We start from the raw sequence: 16,747 nt of genomic DNA, 5'->3' as shown, positions 1-16,747 counted from the left end.
ACATTGTAATCCAATCAAATTCACATATATTTAGGAGGAACATCATTATGAGCACTACTTCAAAATTGCCAGAACTGTTTGGCAGCAAGGTCTTCAACGAAGACACTATGAAAGCCCGTCTCTCCAGTATCAGCTACAAAGCTTGGAAAGCTTGCGTCACCGCAGGTGAAACTCTGACCCCTGCCATTGCCGACGAAATTGCTGAATCCATGAAGCAATGGGCCGTGGAGCAAGGTGTGACTCACTTCACCCACTGGTTCCAACCTATGACTGGTGTCACCGCTGAAAAGCACGACAGCTTTATTAACCCCGTGGGTGGCGGCAAAATCATCATGGAATTCTCTGGTTCTGAACTGGTTCGTGGCGAACCCGATGCCTCTTCCTTCCCCTCTGGCGGTCTGCGTGCTACTTTTGAAGCCCGTGGCTACACCGCATGGGACCCCACTTCCTTCGCCTTCATTAAGGACGGTTCTTTGTGCATCCCCACCGTGTTCTGCTCTTACTCTGGTGAAGCTCTGGATAAGAAGACCCCTCTGCTGCGTTCTATGAGCGAAGTGTCTCGCCAAGCTCTGCGTATTTTGAAGCTGTTCGGCGACACCGATGCCAAGCGTGTCACCGCTCAAGTTGGCCCCGAACAAGAATACTTCCTCATTGCTAAGGAAGATTACGCAAAGCGCCCTGACCTGCGTTTCACCGGTCGTACCCTCTTTGGCGCTAAGCCTCCCAAGGGTCAAGAACTGGAAGACCATTACTTTGGCGCTATCCGTCCCCGCGTCACCTCCTTCATGAAGGATTTGGACGAAGCACTGTGGGAACTGGGCGTGCTGAGCAAGACCAAGCACAACGAAGTGGCTCCTGCACAACATGAAATGGCTCCCATCTACTCCGACGCCAACACCTCTTGTGACCACAACCAATTGACCATGGAAATCATGAAAAAGGTTGCTGATAAGCACAATTTGGTTTGCTTGCTTCACGAAAAGCCCTTTGCTGGTGTGAACGGCTCTGGTAAGCATGACAACTGGTCTCTGGGCACCGACACTGGTGAAAACCTGTTCCGTCCCGGTTCTACCCCCAGCCAAAACGCTCGTTTCTTGCTGTTCTTGGCAGCCTTCTTGAAGGGTGTTGACGAATACCAAGACTTCCTGCGTGCCACCGTGGCCTTCGCTGGCAATGACCACCGTTTGGGCGCTCAAGAAGCACCCCCTGCTGTCATCTCCGTGTTCTTGGGCGATGAGCTGAACGCTGTGATGGAATCCATCATCCACGGCACCGAATACACCGACACTGGCAAGCGTACTCTGGAAATCGGCGTGGACGTTCTGCCTGCCATTCCCCAAGATAACACCGACCGTAACCGTACTTCTCCCATGGCCTTCACTGGCAACAAGTTCGAATTCCGTATGCTGGGCTCTTCTCAATCCATTTCTGGCCCCAACATCACTTTGAACACCATGATGGCTGAAGAACTGAGCCAATTCGCTGACATTCTGGAATCTTCTACCGACTTCCAAAAGGATTTGGCTGCTCTGATTAAGAAAACTTTCACCGATCACCAACGCATCGTCTTCAATGGCAACGGCTATGACGACGCTTGGATGGTGGAAGCTGCAAAGCGTGGCCTGTACAACTTGAAGACCACTGCTGACGCTCTGCCTGTCTACATCGCTGACAAGAACGTTGACCTGTTCGTCAAGCACGGCATTTACACCCACGGCGAAGTCCATGCTCGTTACGAAATCCACGTGGAACAATTCGTCACCGTGATTTCCATCGAAGCCACCACCATGATTGACATGATTGGCCGTGAAATCCTGCCTGCAGTGTCCGCTTGCGCTACCGATATGTGCGAACGCGCTGACAGCAAGACCGCTATGGGCGTGTCCTGCCGTTACGAAACTGCCACCGCCACCAAGATGGGTGAATTGACCGACGCATTGATGGATGCTTGCACCAAGCTAGAAGCCGACATGGCTGCTATGCCTGCCGATGCCACCGAAGCAATGCGCTATTGCCAAGACGTAATCATCCCCGACATGGCTGCTGCTCGTGCCGCTACCGATGCAATGGAAGTGATGTGCTCTGGCGATTACTGGCCATACCCCTCTTACAGCGACATGCTGTTCTACGTGTAATAGATTTTATAAAAACCGCTCGTTGCAGTTGCAACGGGCGGTTTTTTCATCCCCTACGGGGCGGTCTGCTAACCCAGTGGCATTCCCCCCAACCCATCTGTAGGGGCGCCCATTGGGCGTCCGTTTTCCGATTCACTTTGAATTGTTGTTTTTGCCCCTACGGGGCGGTCACCTGCCGGTGGGGCATTCCCTTCCACCCCATCGTAGGGGCACCCATTGGGCGTCCGTTTTCCGATTCACTCTGAATTGTTGTTTTTGCCCCTACGGGGCGGTCACCTGCCGGTGGGGCATTTCCCCCCAACCCATCGTAGGGGCGCCCATTGGGCGTCCGTTTTCCGATTCACTTTGAATTGTTGTTTTTGCCCCTACGGGGTAGACCACTGCCGTGGAGGCGTCCTACCGGACGGGTCACCTGCCGGTGGGGCATTCTTTTTTTGTCGAAAAAAGAACCAAAAAACGATTTTTTCACGACGACTGCGGTCGAGTGAAAAAAAGGGCTTTTACGGGGGTCCATCACTGGGATGCCACGCTCTTTTGACCGGCACCGAGTGGCCTGATTTGTCTCGAAGTATTCTGTCGGGCTTCGCCCTGTGGGGGAGTGGCGGTGAGAATGGTGCTATTTCTTTGGCGTGCCTCGGTTGTGGGTATGGGTAGATACTGTGGCGTTGGGAAACACGGGCGACCGCAGGTCGCCCCTACAAGGGAACACCACCGCACCCATCGACGTCCACAATCTTAGGCACCTCACACGCGTGTTCCCATGTCATCGTACGAACACTGTGCGGCAGCAAACAGCGTTGGTTCGCGCATCCCACACGATAAGCCGAACGGATGTGCCCCAGATGCCCCGATAGCACCGCACCCACTCACACGCACCATCCGTATAAAATGGGAGCACGTGAGATATTTCGCCACTGGTGGCGAAATTCCACGTGCAAGATTTTTGGTTACTTTGCATCTTTGCAAAGTAACGCCCGCGCGGCGAGCGCCCCCCACGGCAGTGGAATAAAAAACACCCTCTGTGAAACCAGTGGTCTCACAGAGGGTGCTCACACACACGAAATTATGCTTTGCTTTCGTAGAGTTCAATGATGGCGTCGTCCATAATGACAAAAGCCAAACGGTCAGTTTCACTCAAAACGGTGATGGGGAAAATCACTTGGTCAGCTTTTGCGATATAAGCTTCCAAATCATCAACCTTGTAAGCCACGTGGGGATTGTGATGCAAGATAGCAGGGAAGGGAGTACCAGCTTCAAATTTCAGATATTCAATCTTGAAATCATAATCGTCGGGGTTTGACATCCAAATTTTCATGCCTTCGTTGTAGGTCATGCCTTCCTTCAGGTCGGTGACGGGGATACCGATGTGCATATATTCTGCTGCCATTGTTATGTTCCTCCATATAATAAATTTTGTTTTGGGATTTTTAAGTAATTAGTTCACGTATTTGCCTTCGTACCAGCCACGGAAGGTAACGGTCATCCAACCGCAGATGAGACCCAAGATGCAATACACCAATTCGCCAGTGAATGCAGAGCCGTAAGCGGCACCAGGAACGTAAGACATGATACCGAAGAAGGCGCCAGCACCCACGAACACAGCAGGAACCATGTTGAAATAGTCAGGTGCTTGGTCAAGATACAGGATAATGGGAACCAGAATCACCAGAGTGACAGGCATACACCAGAAGCCCAGTGCGCCCAAGTTGCCGCCCAGCATGAAGATGGCGATGGAGGCCACCATGCCCAGCACGTAGCCAATCAAAGCCTTGATGCCACCCTTGATATTACAGCCAGCCAGGAAGTACATGGCCCAGGCTTGGAAGGCAATCCAGCCACCACCAGCGGAAATAACGAAGCCAGCACAGATGGCTTGGTCCAAAGCTTGCAGCGCAGCTGCTTGTACGCCAATAAAGACGGCGATGGGGAAGTATTTTTTTAATGTCATGATGTTTTCTCCTCAAATTTTTTGTAATAATACCACACATTTCATGACATTTTTTCTTGCATTTTGCATAGCAAAAGCGTATACTAAAAAATGCCATGGACTTGCTCAAACGGTTGCAGCCGTTTGGGACAAACAAGTTTTTGGTTCGGGAGTGGAGGCTGAAGAAATTCAGCCTCCACTTTTTTGTTGCGTTGGGGGACGGGCGACCACAGGTCGCCCCTACATTCAGTATGTACCCTTAGCCGTTTTTCACGGTTTCGTACACTTCAAAGGCTTGGGTTGGGGTATAGCCTTCGTGGACGATTTTGCCGATGGCTTGTGCCATGCCAGCAGGGGAGTCAGATTGGAAAATGTTGCGTCCCATATCCACACCGTGAGCGCCTTCAGCGATGGCACGGTAGGCCATTTCCAAGGCTTCTAGCTCTGGCAATTTCTTGCCACCAGCAATGACGATGGGCACTGGGCAAGCGGCGGCCACACGTTCAAAGCCATCGCAATAATAGCTTTTGACGATGTTAGCGCCATTTTCAGCCACCACACGGGTTGCCAATTGGAAAAATTTCTCGGTGCGAGCCATTTCCTTGCCCACAGCCACCACACCCAAAGTGGGGATGCCGTAACGGCTACCCATATCGGCGGTGCGAGAGAGCAATTCCAAAGAACGAGCTTCACCAGTGCCACCGATGAAGGTTTGGACTGCCATACAGTCTGCGTTCATGGCAATGGCGGTGTTAATATCGCAAGCAAAACCGCCACCGTTGGACATATCATCGTACAAAACGGTGCTGTCATAGGTCATGCGCAAGCAGTTGGCGGCGCCATTGGCAGGAGAAATGCAAGCTTTTAAAGGGCCACGAGAGGCCATCAGCACATCCACATAAGGAATCAGGGGTGGGATGACAATGTCAATGCGTTCCAAGCCAGCGGTGGGGCCCATGATGTAGCCATGGTCGAAGGCCAGCATGACGGTGTTGCCAGATTTGGGGTTAAAAACACGGGACAGACGGCTCTTCATGCCCCAGTCGCAGTGGGCTGCGCCTTTGACGAAAAAGCCTTCTTGTGCCACAGGGGTGCCCAAATGGTACTCGTGTGCGGCCTTATTTCCTACGTTATCAGCCATGATAAAAGTTCCTTTCTGCGGTGCTTATTTCACCAAATATGCGGTGCGGCAGGATTCGTTCCAATAGCCCATCATTTCGTCGTTCATGCGAGCGAAGAACAGTTGGAAGCCAGAGGATTCTTGGACGGTCAAAATTTCATCGACCCATTTTGCCACAATCTTAATGCCCTTTGCTTCCAGATATTTCACCACGGAGCGATAGCAAATCAGTTGTTCCATAACGGTCATGGCGCCAACAGCGTCAACGACGACCATGATTTCTTCGCCAGATTTGATGTCCAAGTCTTCAATCAGACGGTCAGCGGCAATTTGGATGACTTCGTCAGCGGTGCAGATGGGGATTTGATAGCCGCCGCCTTCGCCGTGTTGACCCATGCCGATGCCGATCATATCGTCGGGCAGTTCACCCAGAGGTGCGCCATTGGAAGGATGGGTGCAGGTGCGAGAGGTGATGGAGATAGCAGCCATGTTGTCAGCGAAGAATTGAGCCATTGCAGCCACTTCTTCCAAGGTTTTGCCTTGCTTTGCAGCGCCACCAGCCAGCTTGTACAGAGGGCAGCAACCCACGAAGCCACGGCGGTTGTCAGCATCTTCACGGGGCGCAGCCATAATGTCTTCTTGGGTGACGATTTTGGCCACGTTCAAGCCTTGCTTCTTGCATTCTTTCATGGTCATGTTGCCAGTGAGCATATCGCCAGCATGGTTCAGAACCACCAGCAAAACGCCGTGACCCTTGTCAGCCAATTTGATGGCTTCCACAACAGCGGCAGGTCCAGGAGCAGCAAAGATATCACCGCAAACTGCGATATCCACCATGCCGTCGCCCACATAGCCTTCCAAGGCAGGTTCGTGACCAGAACCACCGAAAGTAACCACGGTGACACGGTCAGCGTCTTTCAAGAATTTGGAAACAACCATGTTGTCGCCTTGAATTTCCAGCACGTCGTCATGTGCCAGAGCCAAACCTTCTAGCAGTTCGGCGGTCAGGTTAGCAGGGTCGTTGATAAACTTCTTCATTTTCATAGTGGGTGTCCTCCATAAAATTTAATGTGACAGTTTTAAAATAGGATGCCGGCCTAATAAGCTAAGAGCTAAGAACTAAGAGTGAACAACTATCCGCTGCGGCGGAGCTAGGAACGATTGCAGGAATATGTTCGTTCTTTCTCGCCCACCAAGGTGAATTGCCCATCGGGCAAGAGAAGGCACCCTGGGGTGCAGGCGATAGTTTTTCACTATTCACTTTTAGTTTTTAGTTTATTGTGCCAAGCCTTTGATGAACAAGGCTGTGGACGCGGCACCAGCGTCTGGGGTGCCGATGGTTTGTTCTTTATAAGAGCGAGCGCGGCCGAACTTGGAGACAAAGCCTTCGCTGGCCTTGCAACCTGCGTCTGCGGCAGCGGTGGCAGCGGCAAAAATGGCGGCAATGTCATCAGGCGCACCTTGTGCAGCTTCCACAGCAGGAATCAAAGAGTCCATCATGGTCTTGTCGCCGACTTTTGCATTGGAGATGAAACCCAGCTCTTCTTGCATACTGGCAAACATGGCCTTCAAAGTGGTGGCGTCAATTTCGGTTTCGTCACCAGTGAGGCATTCTCCCAAGCCGCCAATCATGGTACCGTAGAGAGGGCCAGCGGAGCCACCTTTTACGTTGACGATGGCGGTGCCTAAATCACCAAAGAAATCTTTGATGGACTTATCGCCCACATTTGCAATGTGGGCAGTGATGAGGTCAGCAATTTTGCCAACGGTGATGCCGTGGTCGCCATCGCCGAAACGAGCGTCAATATCACTGAGCTCTTGGATGTTGGCAGTAAACAAGGTTGCCACGTGTGTCATTTTTTGTAGAAAATCTTCTCTTGTTAGCATAGGAACTGTCTCCTTTTAATTTTGTAACATATGTAACCTTCTCGACTGGTGCCATCGGGCTATCTATGGAAATATCTTACAATATATGTTGCAGAATTGCAATACCCATTGTGATTTTCTACATTTTTGTGCATTATAGAGCTTGTCTGTTGGTTAAAAAAACAAAAAACCACCTGTCAATTTCGACAGGTGGTTACATAGGTAACTATTTTAACGCTTCTTTCAATAAAGCTTCCCTCGCCACAAGGTGGGAGAAGAGCCCCGTGTTCAAGGCGGCAGACAAGGCTTTTGCGCTGGTGTTGGCACTGACGATCCCCACCACGTTTTTGCATTGGCGCAGTGTTTCAAGGGGGATTTGCAAGGCAAAATCTTGCTCAGATTGCAGAATTTCCCCACGGGCATTGCAGTAATAGGCCAGCAGGCGACCGCAGGCTTTTTTCTGCTGAAGTAGCATCCCATACCGCGCGCCACTGGCAAAGTCAGGGGTGGAGGGATAGTTGCCGATGTTGACAAACACCGTGTCCATCCGCTCCCATTGACGGGCGATTTGCAAATAGCTTTCAGTGCCGCAGAGCAAATCGTGCTCGGCCACATCTCCCGGCAATGCTGGTAAATTTAAAAAATGAGGGGTAGCTTTCAGCGTTTGGGCAAACACGCGCACCGTTTCTGAAGATTGATAATGGCGCACAGGCACCCCAGCGTTGCCCAGCAAGGGACACACCGACAGCACACGGTAAGAGAGTTCGTCTTGACTTTCCAAATAATTGACCATCTCCCCCATCAAATGCCCCCAGCCCACCCCGAGACGACGGGTTTTCAAGGTATCAAGCAAACCGATGGCTCCTTCAGACAGGGCACGATTTATGAGGTTGGAGTCGGGGTCTTCCGCCACCAGAACCCCACCTTGCAAACCATAGCGTTGTTTGGCCAGTTCTAGCAATTGCCCGTGGGTGGGTTCTGGGCTGTGAATGGTGATTTCCACCACCCCTAGCTCCCGTGCTTGCTTGAGCATACGGCTGACGAAGGGGCGCGACACATCAAATTCCTTGGCAATGTCACTTTGTTTCCAATCTTCTAAGTAGTACAGCTGTGCCACTCTGGCAAGCTTTTCTCGTTTTTCATCTTTGTTTGCCATATGACCCTCCTTAGTGTAAAAACGACAGGGCACAATTACCCTGCCGCTTTTATTATTATAGCCAACTGTGATGAAAATGTAAAGACATTACCGCAAGCTTACAAAATTTCGTGTCACAGAATCACTGCGCTCCAACGCCATCACCAAGGCGGTAGAAGCGGCGATGCCGAATACAGCTTGGATGCCGTTGCTCCCAATGCCCACAAGGCCAGCCAGTAAGTTGCCGCTTAATAATCCGTCAAACAGCCAATAGCCAACAATCATCACCAACTCTGCTGCCACGCCGCAAGTTAAGCGCCCAGACAGCGCCTTGCCAACAACCCCCATCAAAAGCCCTGCCACAACGGCCATCAACCCCTTGATAAGCAGGGTGGCAGGCGCGTAAATGGTGTAACCCAATAAAATATCAGCCAGCGCAGAGCCCACGCCCCCAGCGATGGCGCCATACCATGGCCCCAGTAAATAGGCGCCTAAGAGCACCCCTGTGTCCCCTAAGTTTACATAGCCGCCCCAAGGTGTGGGAATGGCAATGACCATGGTGCACACGCAGGTGATGGCAGTGAATAGGGCAGTCATGACCCAAAGTTTTGTTTGTTTGGATTGCTGTTGCATGGATAAGTCCTCCTAAAAGTTTGCGTTAATAAAAATAGTTCCAGACTTCGAAAATTTCTATAGCCATTTTAGCCCAAATCTGATATGATTGAAATAACCACTTTTGATATATTTTTTAAGGTCAGAGAGCTATAGTATGCATGGGATATGTGGCGAGGGCAAGCCCTCGCCCTACGCAAAACCCTGTAGGGACAACCCTTGCGGTTGTCCGCCCCAAGGGCATATCAACGCTGAAAAATACATCCCAATCCAAAATACGGACAGGGGCGAGCCCTGTCCCTACATAATACGCCATCCGCACCCCACCCCAAGAAGGAGGACGCTATGCTCACTTACAACTTACAACGCCGCCCCTTGTATCTAGCGCTCTACCACGCTTTGCGCCATGACATTACCACCGCCGCCCTTGCCCAAGGGGAAAAATTGCCTGCCAAGCGCCCCTTTGCCGAACATTTGGGCGTGTCGGTGATGACAGTAGAGGGCGCCTATAGTCAGCTGTGCGCCGAAGGATATTTGGAGGCGAGGCCACGACAGGGCTATTTTGTGGCACAAGGACAATTCGGGGTTCCATCTGCCACGAAACCAGCGCCAATGGTGACCCCAGCTGTCGCTCCGACGTGGACATCAGACTTGCACTCTAACCGCATTGATGCCGCCGCCTTCCCATTTGCCACTTGGTCAAAGTTGGTGCGCCAAGTGCTGAGCCAAGAGGGCACCCACCTCCTTGACCCACTGCCAAACCAAGGCCTACCTGCTCTGCGCGAGGCCATTGCCCAAGATTTACACCAATATCGAGGGATGCAGGTGTCACCAGAGCAAATTTTCATAGGTGCTGGGGCTGAATATTGCTATTTGTTGCTGGCACAGCTGTTGCAAGAGGAAGGTGCCATCGCCGTGGAAGACCCATGTTACGGTAAAATCCGCCAAGTATACACCCAGGCTGGGCGAGAAATCCGCCCCATCACGCTAGATGAACACGGCTTGGACATTACCGCGCTGTCCGCCAGTGGCGCACGTATCGCCCACCTCTCCCCATCTCACCAATACCCTTCTGGCGTGGTGATGCCCATCGGTCGGCGGCAGGCCTTGCTTCAATGGGCGGAGCAGGTGGACGGGTATTTGATTGAGGACGACTACGACAGCGAACTGCGGCTGACGGCACGCCCCATCGCCCCTTTGCAAAGCATCGACACCCATGGTCGGGTGATTTATCTCAACACCTTTTCCCAAACCATTGCCCCGTCTATGCGCCTTGGGTTCGTGGTGTTACCCCCTAAATTGCTAGAGCGGTACCGCCAGCGGCTGTATTTTTACGCCAGCACCGTCCCCTCTATGGAACAGCACGTGTTGGCACAATTTTTGTCTCAGGGGTACTACCAGCGCCATCTGTCCCGTATGCGCAAAGAGTATCGCCAGCGGCGATTGGCGGTGCTCCAAGCCTTTGCCGCCGCCCCCTTTGCCGATAAAATCACCATCCACGAAGAAGGGGCCGGGCTTCATTTTTTGATGACCGTGGATACCCCTTATGACGATGAAACTTTGGGTCGACGCAGCCAAGAACTGGGATTGCGCCTTGGGTTTTTATCTGATTACGCCATGGAAAACCCCCACCAATACCAAGGGGTGCTGGTGGTCAACTATGCCTCCTTGGACATTCATCGTCTCCCCCAAGTGGTGGAGGCGCTGGGAAATTTGTTGGCGTAATGGGATTTGTCAACTACGTGATTCCTGCATATATATATAATGCCCGTATTATCCAGTTAGACATATCGTCCTTTTGACGAATGCCACAGTTTGAAAAAGCATTATACAAAGAACCATCTACCGTTAGTAAATGATTTCGTATCCACGTGCCAAGCCCCAAATGGTATCGGAATAACTCTGGATAAGGGCAATCCAAAAAACGAACCATCTCCTTTTTTGAAAAATAGGCTTCTATCAATGGAAAGCAAGCTTTCATTTCTTTGCATATATTCATACAGTCACCTCATAATATGATTTGCTATATCTTATTTATGATGTATAGCATCATTATATCAACATTTGAATTCGTTTACAATATATATGAGGTGATATTTTGAAGGATCAATTTTATGTTGAATATAAAAACTTGGGGCTGTCGGTGGCCTATTTTAGGAAGCGCAGTGGTCTGACCCAGCAACAGGTGGCTGACAAAATAGATGTTAGCTATGAGACCATCAGTCGCATTGAAAATGCCAACACAGGCATCACCTTGGATATGTTGCTTGCCCTATCTGGCGCTATTGGCGTGTCTTTATCCAATTTATTTGCCCATGCGGATTTATAAAAAGCAAAAAATACACCGCCAATCCTATCTAAGATTGGCGGTGTATTTGCATTATTTTACATTTTCTCGGGAGCCTCCACACCGATGAGTGCCAAGCCGTTTCGCAGGACTTGACGGGTGGCATCTGCCAGTTTCAAGCGTGCGCCAGCCACAGCGACGTCTTCACCTTTGATGCGGCAAGCGGAGTAGAAGCGATGGAAACAAGCCGCCACTTCCACCAAGCAACGGTTGATTTGAGAGGGGTCATAATCACGGGCCGCCAAGCGAATGTGCTCACAATACGCAGACAGTTGCTTGATGAGGGCTTGCTCGGCATCCCCACTGAGTAGCGCCATATCCACGTCGGATAGGGCAGGCACAGCCACCCCTTCTTCTGCCAAAGTGCGGAGCAAGGAGCAGATACGGGCGTGGGCGTATTCCACATAGTAAATGGGGTTTTCAGAGTCTTCGCGGACAGCCAGCCCAAGGTCAAATTCCATTTGGGTGTCAGGCTTGGCGTTGAAGAACCAACGAGCCGCATCCACAGGAATTTCTTCTAGCAAATCGCACAGAGAAATGGCCTTGCCAGTCCGCTTGCTCATGCGCACCACTTCCCCGTCGCGGAGCAGTTTCACCAGTTGCATCAGCACAATGTCCAAACGGTCGGTGCCATTTAAGCCCAGCACATCCATAGCGCCCTTGATACGCGCCACGTGACCGTGGTGGTCAGCGCCCCAGATGTTGATAACGCGGTCGTAGCCACGGACGGCAAACTTGTTGCGGTGATAGGCGATGTCGGCGGCAAAATAGGTGTAGAACCCATTGGCACGGCGGAGCACGTCGTCTTTCAGCTCTAGCTTTTCAATGTCTTTTTCCTTTTTGCCAGCCTTGCGGAGATTGTCGGCCACAATTTTGGCGGTGTGGAGCCACAGAGCACCTTCTTGCTCGTAGGTGTAGCCTGCGGCCGTCAATGCTGCCACGGTTTCATCCACGAAGCCGTCGGCATACAATGTGGATTCATAAAACCAGACATCGTAGTTGATTTTATAGTTTTGCAGGTCGGATTTCATCTTTGGCAGGTTGACGCTAAGGCCAAATTCTGCCAGCTTTTCACGGCGTTCTTCTTCGGACACGGTCAACAGGCCATCCCCATTGGCATCGATATAGGCTTGTGCCATATCGCGGATGTCGCCACCTTGGTACCAGTCGGCAGAGAACTCCACAGCGTCTTCCCCTTGGAGGATTTGCAGATAGCGACCTTCCAAAGACTTGGCAAACTTTTCGATTTGGTTACCTGCGTCGTTGACGTAAAACTCGCGGGTCACATCGGCGCCACTGGCACTGAGAACTGCCGCCAAGGTGTCACCCAGCACACCGCCACGGGCGTTGCCCATGTGCATGGGACCAGTGGGGTTGGCGGAGACGAATTCCACCATGATTTTCTCGCCTTTCAAGGTGTCAGAGGTGCCAAAGGTTTCTTTTTCTGTGTCGATGGCAACGAGGACATCAGCATACCAAGTTTGGTTCATTTTGAAATTCAAAAAACCAGGGCCTGCAATGGCGGCGCTGTCAAAATAGGTGCCGTCCAGTTGCAGGTTATCCAATAATGCCTGTGCAATGGCGCGAGGATTTTGCCCCAGAGCCTTGGCGGCGGCAAGGGCAAAGGTGGTGGTGTAGTCGCCGTTGGTGGTGTCCTTGGGGATTTCCACAGGGGCTTGCTTCACGTCGCCTTGGGGTAGGGTGCCAGCGCTGACGGCACGGTGATAGGCGTCCATAGTCAGCTGGGCGGCCTGAGCCTTTGCGTTTTGAATCATGTTAATCATTATAAAAAATCTCTCCTTCGTATATGGGGGAGGACGGCAGGGTCAAGACCCTGCCCTACGCACAACACACCGTAGGGCAGGGTCTTGACCCTGCCGTCCCCGTTTCAAGGATGTGTTGTTTATTTTCCATTTATTTCCGTTTCACTTTAATTTCAAAGCGATTGCGTCCGGTGACGGTATGGTCGACAGCGATGGAATATTGAATGTCCATGGTGCCACCATGCTGGTTCAATCGATAGCGTAGGTGGCTGGTTTGAATGTCCACCGCCAAATCGCCAAAGGGGGTTTCGTATAACGAGGTGTGTTGCACCCCTTCTTGGAACACCATCTGGGAGTTGACCGCCCCAGCGCGGGTCAAGGTAATCACATCCCCGTCCACCTCAAAGGTGGTGGTGGTGCCTTCCATGCCAGTGAGCTCTGTTTCTTCATAGGTCAGGGTGACTTTTTCCCCCTGCATGGTCATGGTGCCCGGTGTCATCAAACGGGTTTGGTCAGGGTCTACCCCTTGAAAATATTGCTCACCTGCAATGGAGAGCATCACGTCTATGGTTTCAATATTGGTCAATGTCAATCCTCCGTACAACTTGGTGCAAGTCCTCTTGCAAAAATAACGATGCGTTGCGTGTGAAGCTTTCTACTTCATCGCTGACATAAAAACTGCGGTGGGAATCACTGGTTTGTGGGGCTTCCATGTGGCTATCTTCGAGCAATGTTTCCACGGCGGTGGCCACGGCGGCTCCTGCGGAAATCAAGGTGACCGACGGGCCCATTTCCTTGCCAATCACATCCCACAACAAAGGATAGTGGGTGCAACCTAGCATCAAGGTGTCAATGCCTTTGGCTTTGAGTGGCGCTAAATACTCTTTAACAAGGGTTTCAATCACAATGTCACCCCTGTGCATCCGTCCGTTTTCCACCATGGGCACCAGCAAGGGGCAGGGGTGGCAAAAGACATCCACATCAGGGTCTAAACGGTGCAACATCCGCTCGTAAGCCCCAGAGCGTACCGACGCTTGGGTGGCAATCATACCGATGCGTCCGTTTTTGGTTGCATGGAGGGCTTGCAGGCAAGTGGGTTCCACCACGCCAATGATGGGCAGACTGTTTTCTTGTTGCAATTGTTCCAAACAGGTGGTGGACACAGTGCCGCAGGCAATGACCAACACCTTGGGTTTAAAAGATTTTAAAAATGCCACATCTTGACGGGCATATTTTAACAGCGTGGCCTCAGAGCGCCCACCATAGGGCACCCGTGCGGTGTCGCCGAAGTAAATAAAGGTTTCGTTGGGGAGGCGCTTGCCCAGTGTGTGCATGGCGGTTAAGCCACCCAACCCTGAATCAAACACGCCGATGGGTCTTGTATTCATCAATGGGTACTTCCTTTCCCAGACAATGGTGTGCATGTTGACATACATATATAGTATACTATACTATAGCATATACCTGCAAGATGAAATTTTCACTTTTCTTTCCTTTTTTCTGTGGCATTTTCCGCTGAAGTTTGCTATACTGTACAAGGAACCTCATTTTTATTTGATTTAGGAGGTGTGTTTCCATGGAATTATCTTTGACTGAAAAGCAGTTTCGATATCTACTGGATTTGGTTTATATTGGCAATTGGGTGATGAATTCCACCCGCGGCGATGATCGTATCGAAGAGTATGATCGGCTGGAGAGTCATGTGTTTTCCCAGTGCGCACCCATGAATATGGGGCAGTTGACCCAAACGTTAGACGGTGAGATTTTGCCGTCGAAAGCCTTTGCCCGCGGCGGCATTCATGAAGTGATTGAACAGTATGAAGATGTGCTGTTTTATGAAATTTTGGCCGAAGAAATGGCCTTGAGAGATATGGATGCCCAAGGCATCACCCCAGAAAACTATCACCAATTGTTAAGCCGTATCGACCGTTATTTGGCTGAATTTCACACCCACGGTACCGACCATGTCCACATCGACATGGACTGATGCAATACGATTACGGATGAAAAAAAGGAGACAATCTCGATGACTTCTAAAGTATATTTCACTGATTTTCGCGCCCCAACGTACCATGAAAACCCCACCCAAAAGCTCCAACGGCTATTGAAAACCGCTGGCATAGGGGACATTGACTTCAACGGCAAATACACCGCCATCAAAATTCACTTTGGTGAGCCGGGCAATCTAGCCTATCTGCGTCCCAACTGGGCAAAAGCAGTGGCGGATGTGATCCGCGAGCTAGGCGGTCGCCCTTTTTTGACCGACTGCAACACCTTGTACATAGGGCGTCGCGCCAATGCCCTTGACCATTTAGAAGCCGCCTATGAAAACGGCTACAACCCCTTTACCACTGGCTGTCACACCATCATTGCCGACGGGCTCAAAGGTGGCGATGAAGTGCTGGTCCCCGTGAATGGGGACTTTGTGAAAGAAGCCAAAATCGGCAAAGCCATTATGGAAGCCGATGTGTTCATCACCCTCAGTCATTTCAAAGGCCACGAAGCCACTGGTTTTGGCGGTACCATCAAAAATATCGGCATGGGCTGTGGGAGCCGTGCTGGCAAAATGGAACAACACAGCGACAGCAAGCCCAAGGTGTCAAAAAGCCGTTGCGTAGGCTGTGGCATTTGCGAAAAATGGTGCGCCCATGATGCCATCCAAGTCAACGCCGAGAAAAAAGCCGTGCTGAACCAAGACAAATGTGTGGGCTGTGGACGCTGTCTTACCCACTGTCCCACCCATGCCGTGTTCGCCGCAGAAGACGCCACCGCCCATAGCTTAAACTGCAAAATGGCAGAGTATACCAAGGCTGTGGTGGATGGACGGCCTTGCTTCCACATCTCCTTGGTGGTAGATGTGTCGCCCTTGTGCGATTGCTATGGCACCAACGATGTGCCCATTGTGCCTGACGTGGGGATGTTTGCCTCTTTTGACCCTGTGGCGCTAGACCAAGCCTGTGCCGATGCGGTCAACGCCCTATGTCCCAATCCCAACTCTCAGCTAGAACCCCACACCTGCGACCATGACCATTTCCATCATCTCCACCCTGACACCGATTGGCAAGACTGTCTTGACCATTGCCAAAAAATCGGTATCGGTTCTCGGGCGTATGAATTGGTCACCATTTAACAAAGGAGAATTTTATGTCAACTGCTCTAATGTTTGACCTGATCATTGTGGTCATTGCCTTGTTTTTCATCATTCAAGGTTGGTACCGTGGATTGGTGTTGTCTTTGGCTAGTTTGGTGGTATTGATTTGCGCAGGCGCAGGCGCCAGCATTGCCGCTGATTTCCTGACCCCATTGGCCACCCCTGTGGTGACGCCATCCCTTGAAAGCTATCTCACAAACCAGATTGCCGAACAGGCCCAAACAGATCCCTCTGCTACCTTGGCCTCTATGTTAGAGGACGGGAAGCTATCCATATTAACCCCCTACTTAGACAATGAAGTCATTGCCACGGCAGAGGCTTCTCTTTCTGAATTTGCCAGCGAAACCATTGCCGATATCTCCAATTTGGTGGCAACTGGTATCATTGGCACCATCATTTGGGTCTTTGCTTTTTTGATTTTGGCATTGCTACTCCATATAATTCTCCATGCAGTGGATTTGGTGGCAAAACTGCCTGTACTCAACACGCTCAATACCATTGGCGGCATCCTTGTAGGGGTGGTGCAAAGTTTGTTGGTGATTTATATCGTCCTCATTGTGGCAGGCTGTTTCAACTGGCTACCCACGGAGGTCGAAGGGGCACAATCCTATGTGTATCACTATTTTGCGGCTTACAATCCCCTGTCGTTGATTGCATAATGTCCCAGTGATAAAATTGCAAATAAATACTA

General features: G+C 51.1%; 17 protein-coding genes. 6 read left to right on the top strand and 11 right to left on the bottom strand.

Translation table 11 applies throughout. The features are described 5' to 3' along the window. The first annotated feature begins 47 nt into the window (after positions 1 to 47). Positions 48 to 2,135: a glutamine synthetase III gene (locus RFF05_RS11785; RefSeq protein WP_409967281.1), complete on the top strand. Its 2,088-nt coding sequence runs from the start codon at positions 48 to 50 to the stop codon at positions 2,133 to 2,135. 1,063 nt (positions 2,136 to 3,198) lie between these two features. Here the strand turns inward: RFF05_RS11785 and RFF05_RS11780 are convergent. From RFF05_RS11780 to RFF05_RS11750, 7 genes are all read right to left on the bottom strand, one after another. Beyond that, positions 3,199 to 3,522, bottom strand: coding sequence for a hypothetical protein (locus RFF05_RS11780; protein WP_409967280.1), 324 nt, complete (start codon positions 3,520 to 3,522; stop codon positions 3,199 to 3,201). A gap of 48 nt (positions 3,523 to 3,570) precedes the next feature. Beyond that, complete coding sequence (locus RFF05_RS11775; RefSeq protein WP_409967279.1) at positions 3,571 to 4,083, bottom strand: DUF1097 domain-containing protein; 513 nt, start codon at positions 4,081 to 4,083, stop codon at positions 3,571 to 3,573. Between the two features lie 238 nt (positions 4,084 to 4,321). Beyond that, positions 4,322 to 5,203 (bottom strand): 3-hydroxy-5-phosphonooxypentane-2,4-dione thiolase, encoded by an 882-nt coding sequence (gene lsrF, locus RFF05_RS11770; RefSeq protein ID WP_409967278.1) that lies wholly within the window; start codon positions 5,201 to 5,203, stop codon positions 4,322 to 4,324. 24 nt (positions 5,204 to 5,227) lie between these two features. Next, a complete protein-coding gene (locus RFF05_RS11765) occupies positions 5,228 to 6,226 on the bottom strand; it encodes a dihydroxyacetone kinase subunit DhaK (RefSeq protein ID WP_409967277.1) in 999 nt (332 codons plus the stop codon). Positions 6,227 to 6,457: 231 nt separating this feature from the next. After that, positions 6,458 to 7,069 carry a DAK2 domain-containing protein gene (locus RFF05_RS11760; RefSeq protein WP_409967276.1) on the bottom strand — a complete coding sequence of 204 codons (612 nt, stop codon included), beginning with the start codon at positions 7,067 to 7,069 and terminating at the stop codon, positions 6,458 to 6,460. Between the two features lie 205 nt (positions 7,070 to 7,274). Then, a complete protein-coding gene (locus tag RFF05_RS11755; RefSeq protein WP_409967275.1) occupies positions 7,275 to 8,204 on the bottom strand; it encodes a sugar-binding transcriptional regulator in 930 nt (309 codons plus the stop codon). A gap of 87 nt (positions 8,205 to 8,291) precedes the next feature. Further along, positions 8,292 to 8,816, bottom strand: a complete 525-nt coding sequence (locus RFF05_RS11750) for an ECF transporter S component (protein WP_409967274.1) — start codon at positions 8,814 to 8,816, stop codon at positions 8,292 to 8,294. Positions 8,817 to 9,140: 324 nt separating this feature from the next. Between RFF05_RS11750 and RFF05_RS11745 the strand changes: the two genes are divergently transcribed. Continuing rightward, the gene (locus RFF05_RS11745) at positions 9,141 to 10,520 is read left to right on the top strand and encodes a PLP-dependent aminotransferase family protein (RefSeq protein WP_409967273.1); all 1,380 of its coding nucleotides are present in this window, start codon (positions 9,141 to 9,143) and stop codon (positions 10,518 to 10,520) included. Positions 10,521 to 10,533: 13 nt separating this feature from the next. Here the strand turns inward: RFF05_RS11745 and RFF05_RS11740 are convergent, their stop codons facing one another. Continuing rightward, positions 10,534 to 10,776, bottom strand: coding sequence for a DUF6794 domain-containing protein (locus RFF05_RS11740; RefSeq protein WP_409970112.1), 243 nt, complete (start codon positions 10,774 to 10,776; stop codon positions 10,534 to 10,536). A 117-nt stretch (positions 10,777 to 10,893) separates the two neighbouring features. Between RFF05_RS11740 and RFF05_RS11735 the strand changes: the two genes are divergently transcribed. After that, the gene (locus RFF05_RS11735; protein ID WP_409967272.1) at positions 10,894 to 11,124 is read left to right on the top strand and encodes a helix-turn-helix domain-containing protein; all 231 of its coding nucleotides are present in this window, start codon (positions 10,894 to 10,896) and stop codon (positions 11,122 to 11,124) included. A 56-nt stretch (positions 11,125 to 11,180) separates the two neighbouring features. Here the strand turns inward: RFF05_RS11735 and argS are convergent, their stop codons facing one another. The 3 genes from argS to murI all read right to left on the bottom strand — a co-directional run bounded on the left by argS (position 11,181) and on the right by murI (position 14,293). After that, the gene (gene argS / locus RFF05_RS11730) at positions 11,181 to 12,926 is read right to left on the bottom strand and encodes an arginine--tRNA ligase (protein ID WP_409967271.1); all 1,746 of its coding nucleotides are present in this window, start codon (positions 12,924 to 12,926) and stop codon (positions 11,181 to 11,183) included. Positions 12,927 to 13,056: 130 nt separating this feature from the next. Continuing rightward, entirely contained in the window at positions 13,057 to 13,491 is a 435-nt protein-coding gene (locus RFF05_RS11725; RefSeq protein ID WP_409967270.1) for a DUF1934 domain-containing protein, read from the bottom strand. Further along, positions 13,478 to 14,293: a glutamate racemase gene (gene murI / locus RFF05_RS11720; RefSeq protein ID WP_409967269.1), complete on the bottom strand. Its 816-nt coding sequence runs from the start codon at positions 14,291 to 14,293 to the stop codon at positions 13,478 to 13,480. The genes RFF05_RS11725 and murI overlap by 14 nt, the downstream gene beginning before the upstream one ends. A gap of 188 nt (positions 14,294 to 14,481) precedes the next feature. Here murI and RFF05_RS11715 point away from each other — a divergent pair, with 188 nt between their 5' ends. Genes RFF05_RS11715 through RFF05_RS11705 form a run of 3 tightly spaced genes read left to right on the top strand, consistent with a single transcriptional unit; the run spans position 14,482 to position 16,715 of the window. Next, positions 14,482 to 14,892 (top strand): hypothetical protein, encoded by a 411-nt coding sequence (locus RFF05_RS11715; protein ID WP_409967268.1) that lies wholly within the window; start codon positions 14,482 to 14,484, stop codon positions 14,890 to 14,892. 39 nt (positions 14,893 to 14,931) lie between these two features. Next, the gene (locus RFF05_RS11710; protein ID WP_409967267.1) at positions 14,932 to 16,035 is read left to right on the top strand and encodes a DUF362 domain-containing protein; all 1,104 of its coding nucleotides are present in this window, start codon (positions 14,932 to 14,934) and stop codon (positions 16,033 to 16,035) included. A gap of 14 nt (positions 16,036 to 16,049) precedes the next feature. Continuing rightward, positions 16,050 to 16,715, top strand: a complete 666-nt coding sequence (locus RFF05_RS11705) for a CvpA family protein (protein ID WP_409967266.1) — start codon at positions 16,050 to 16,052, stop codon at positions 16,713 to 16,715. Positions 16,716 to 16,747: the final 32 nt, after the last annotated feature.

It is taken from the genome of Bengtsoniella intestinalis (genome assembly GCF_039719005.1).
In the GTDB taxonomy this organism is placed as follows: domain Bacteria; phylum Bacillota; class Clostridia; order Oscillospirales; family Oscillospiraceae; genus Oscillibacter; species Oscillibacter intestinalis.
The sequence above is the reverse complement of the archived record's forward strand: the minus strand, read 5'-3'. Positions and strand labels throughout refer to the sequence as shown.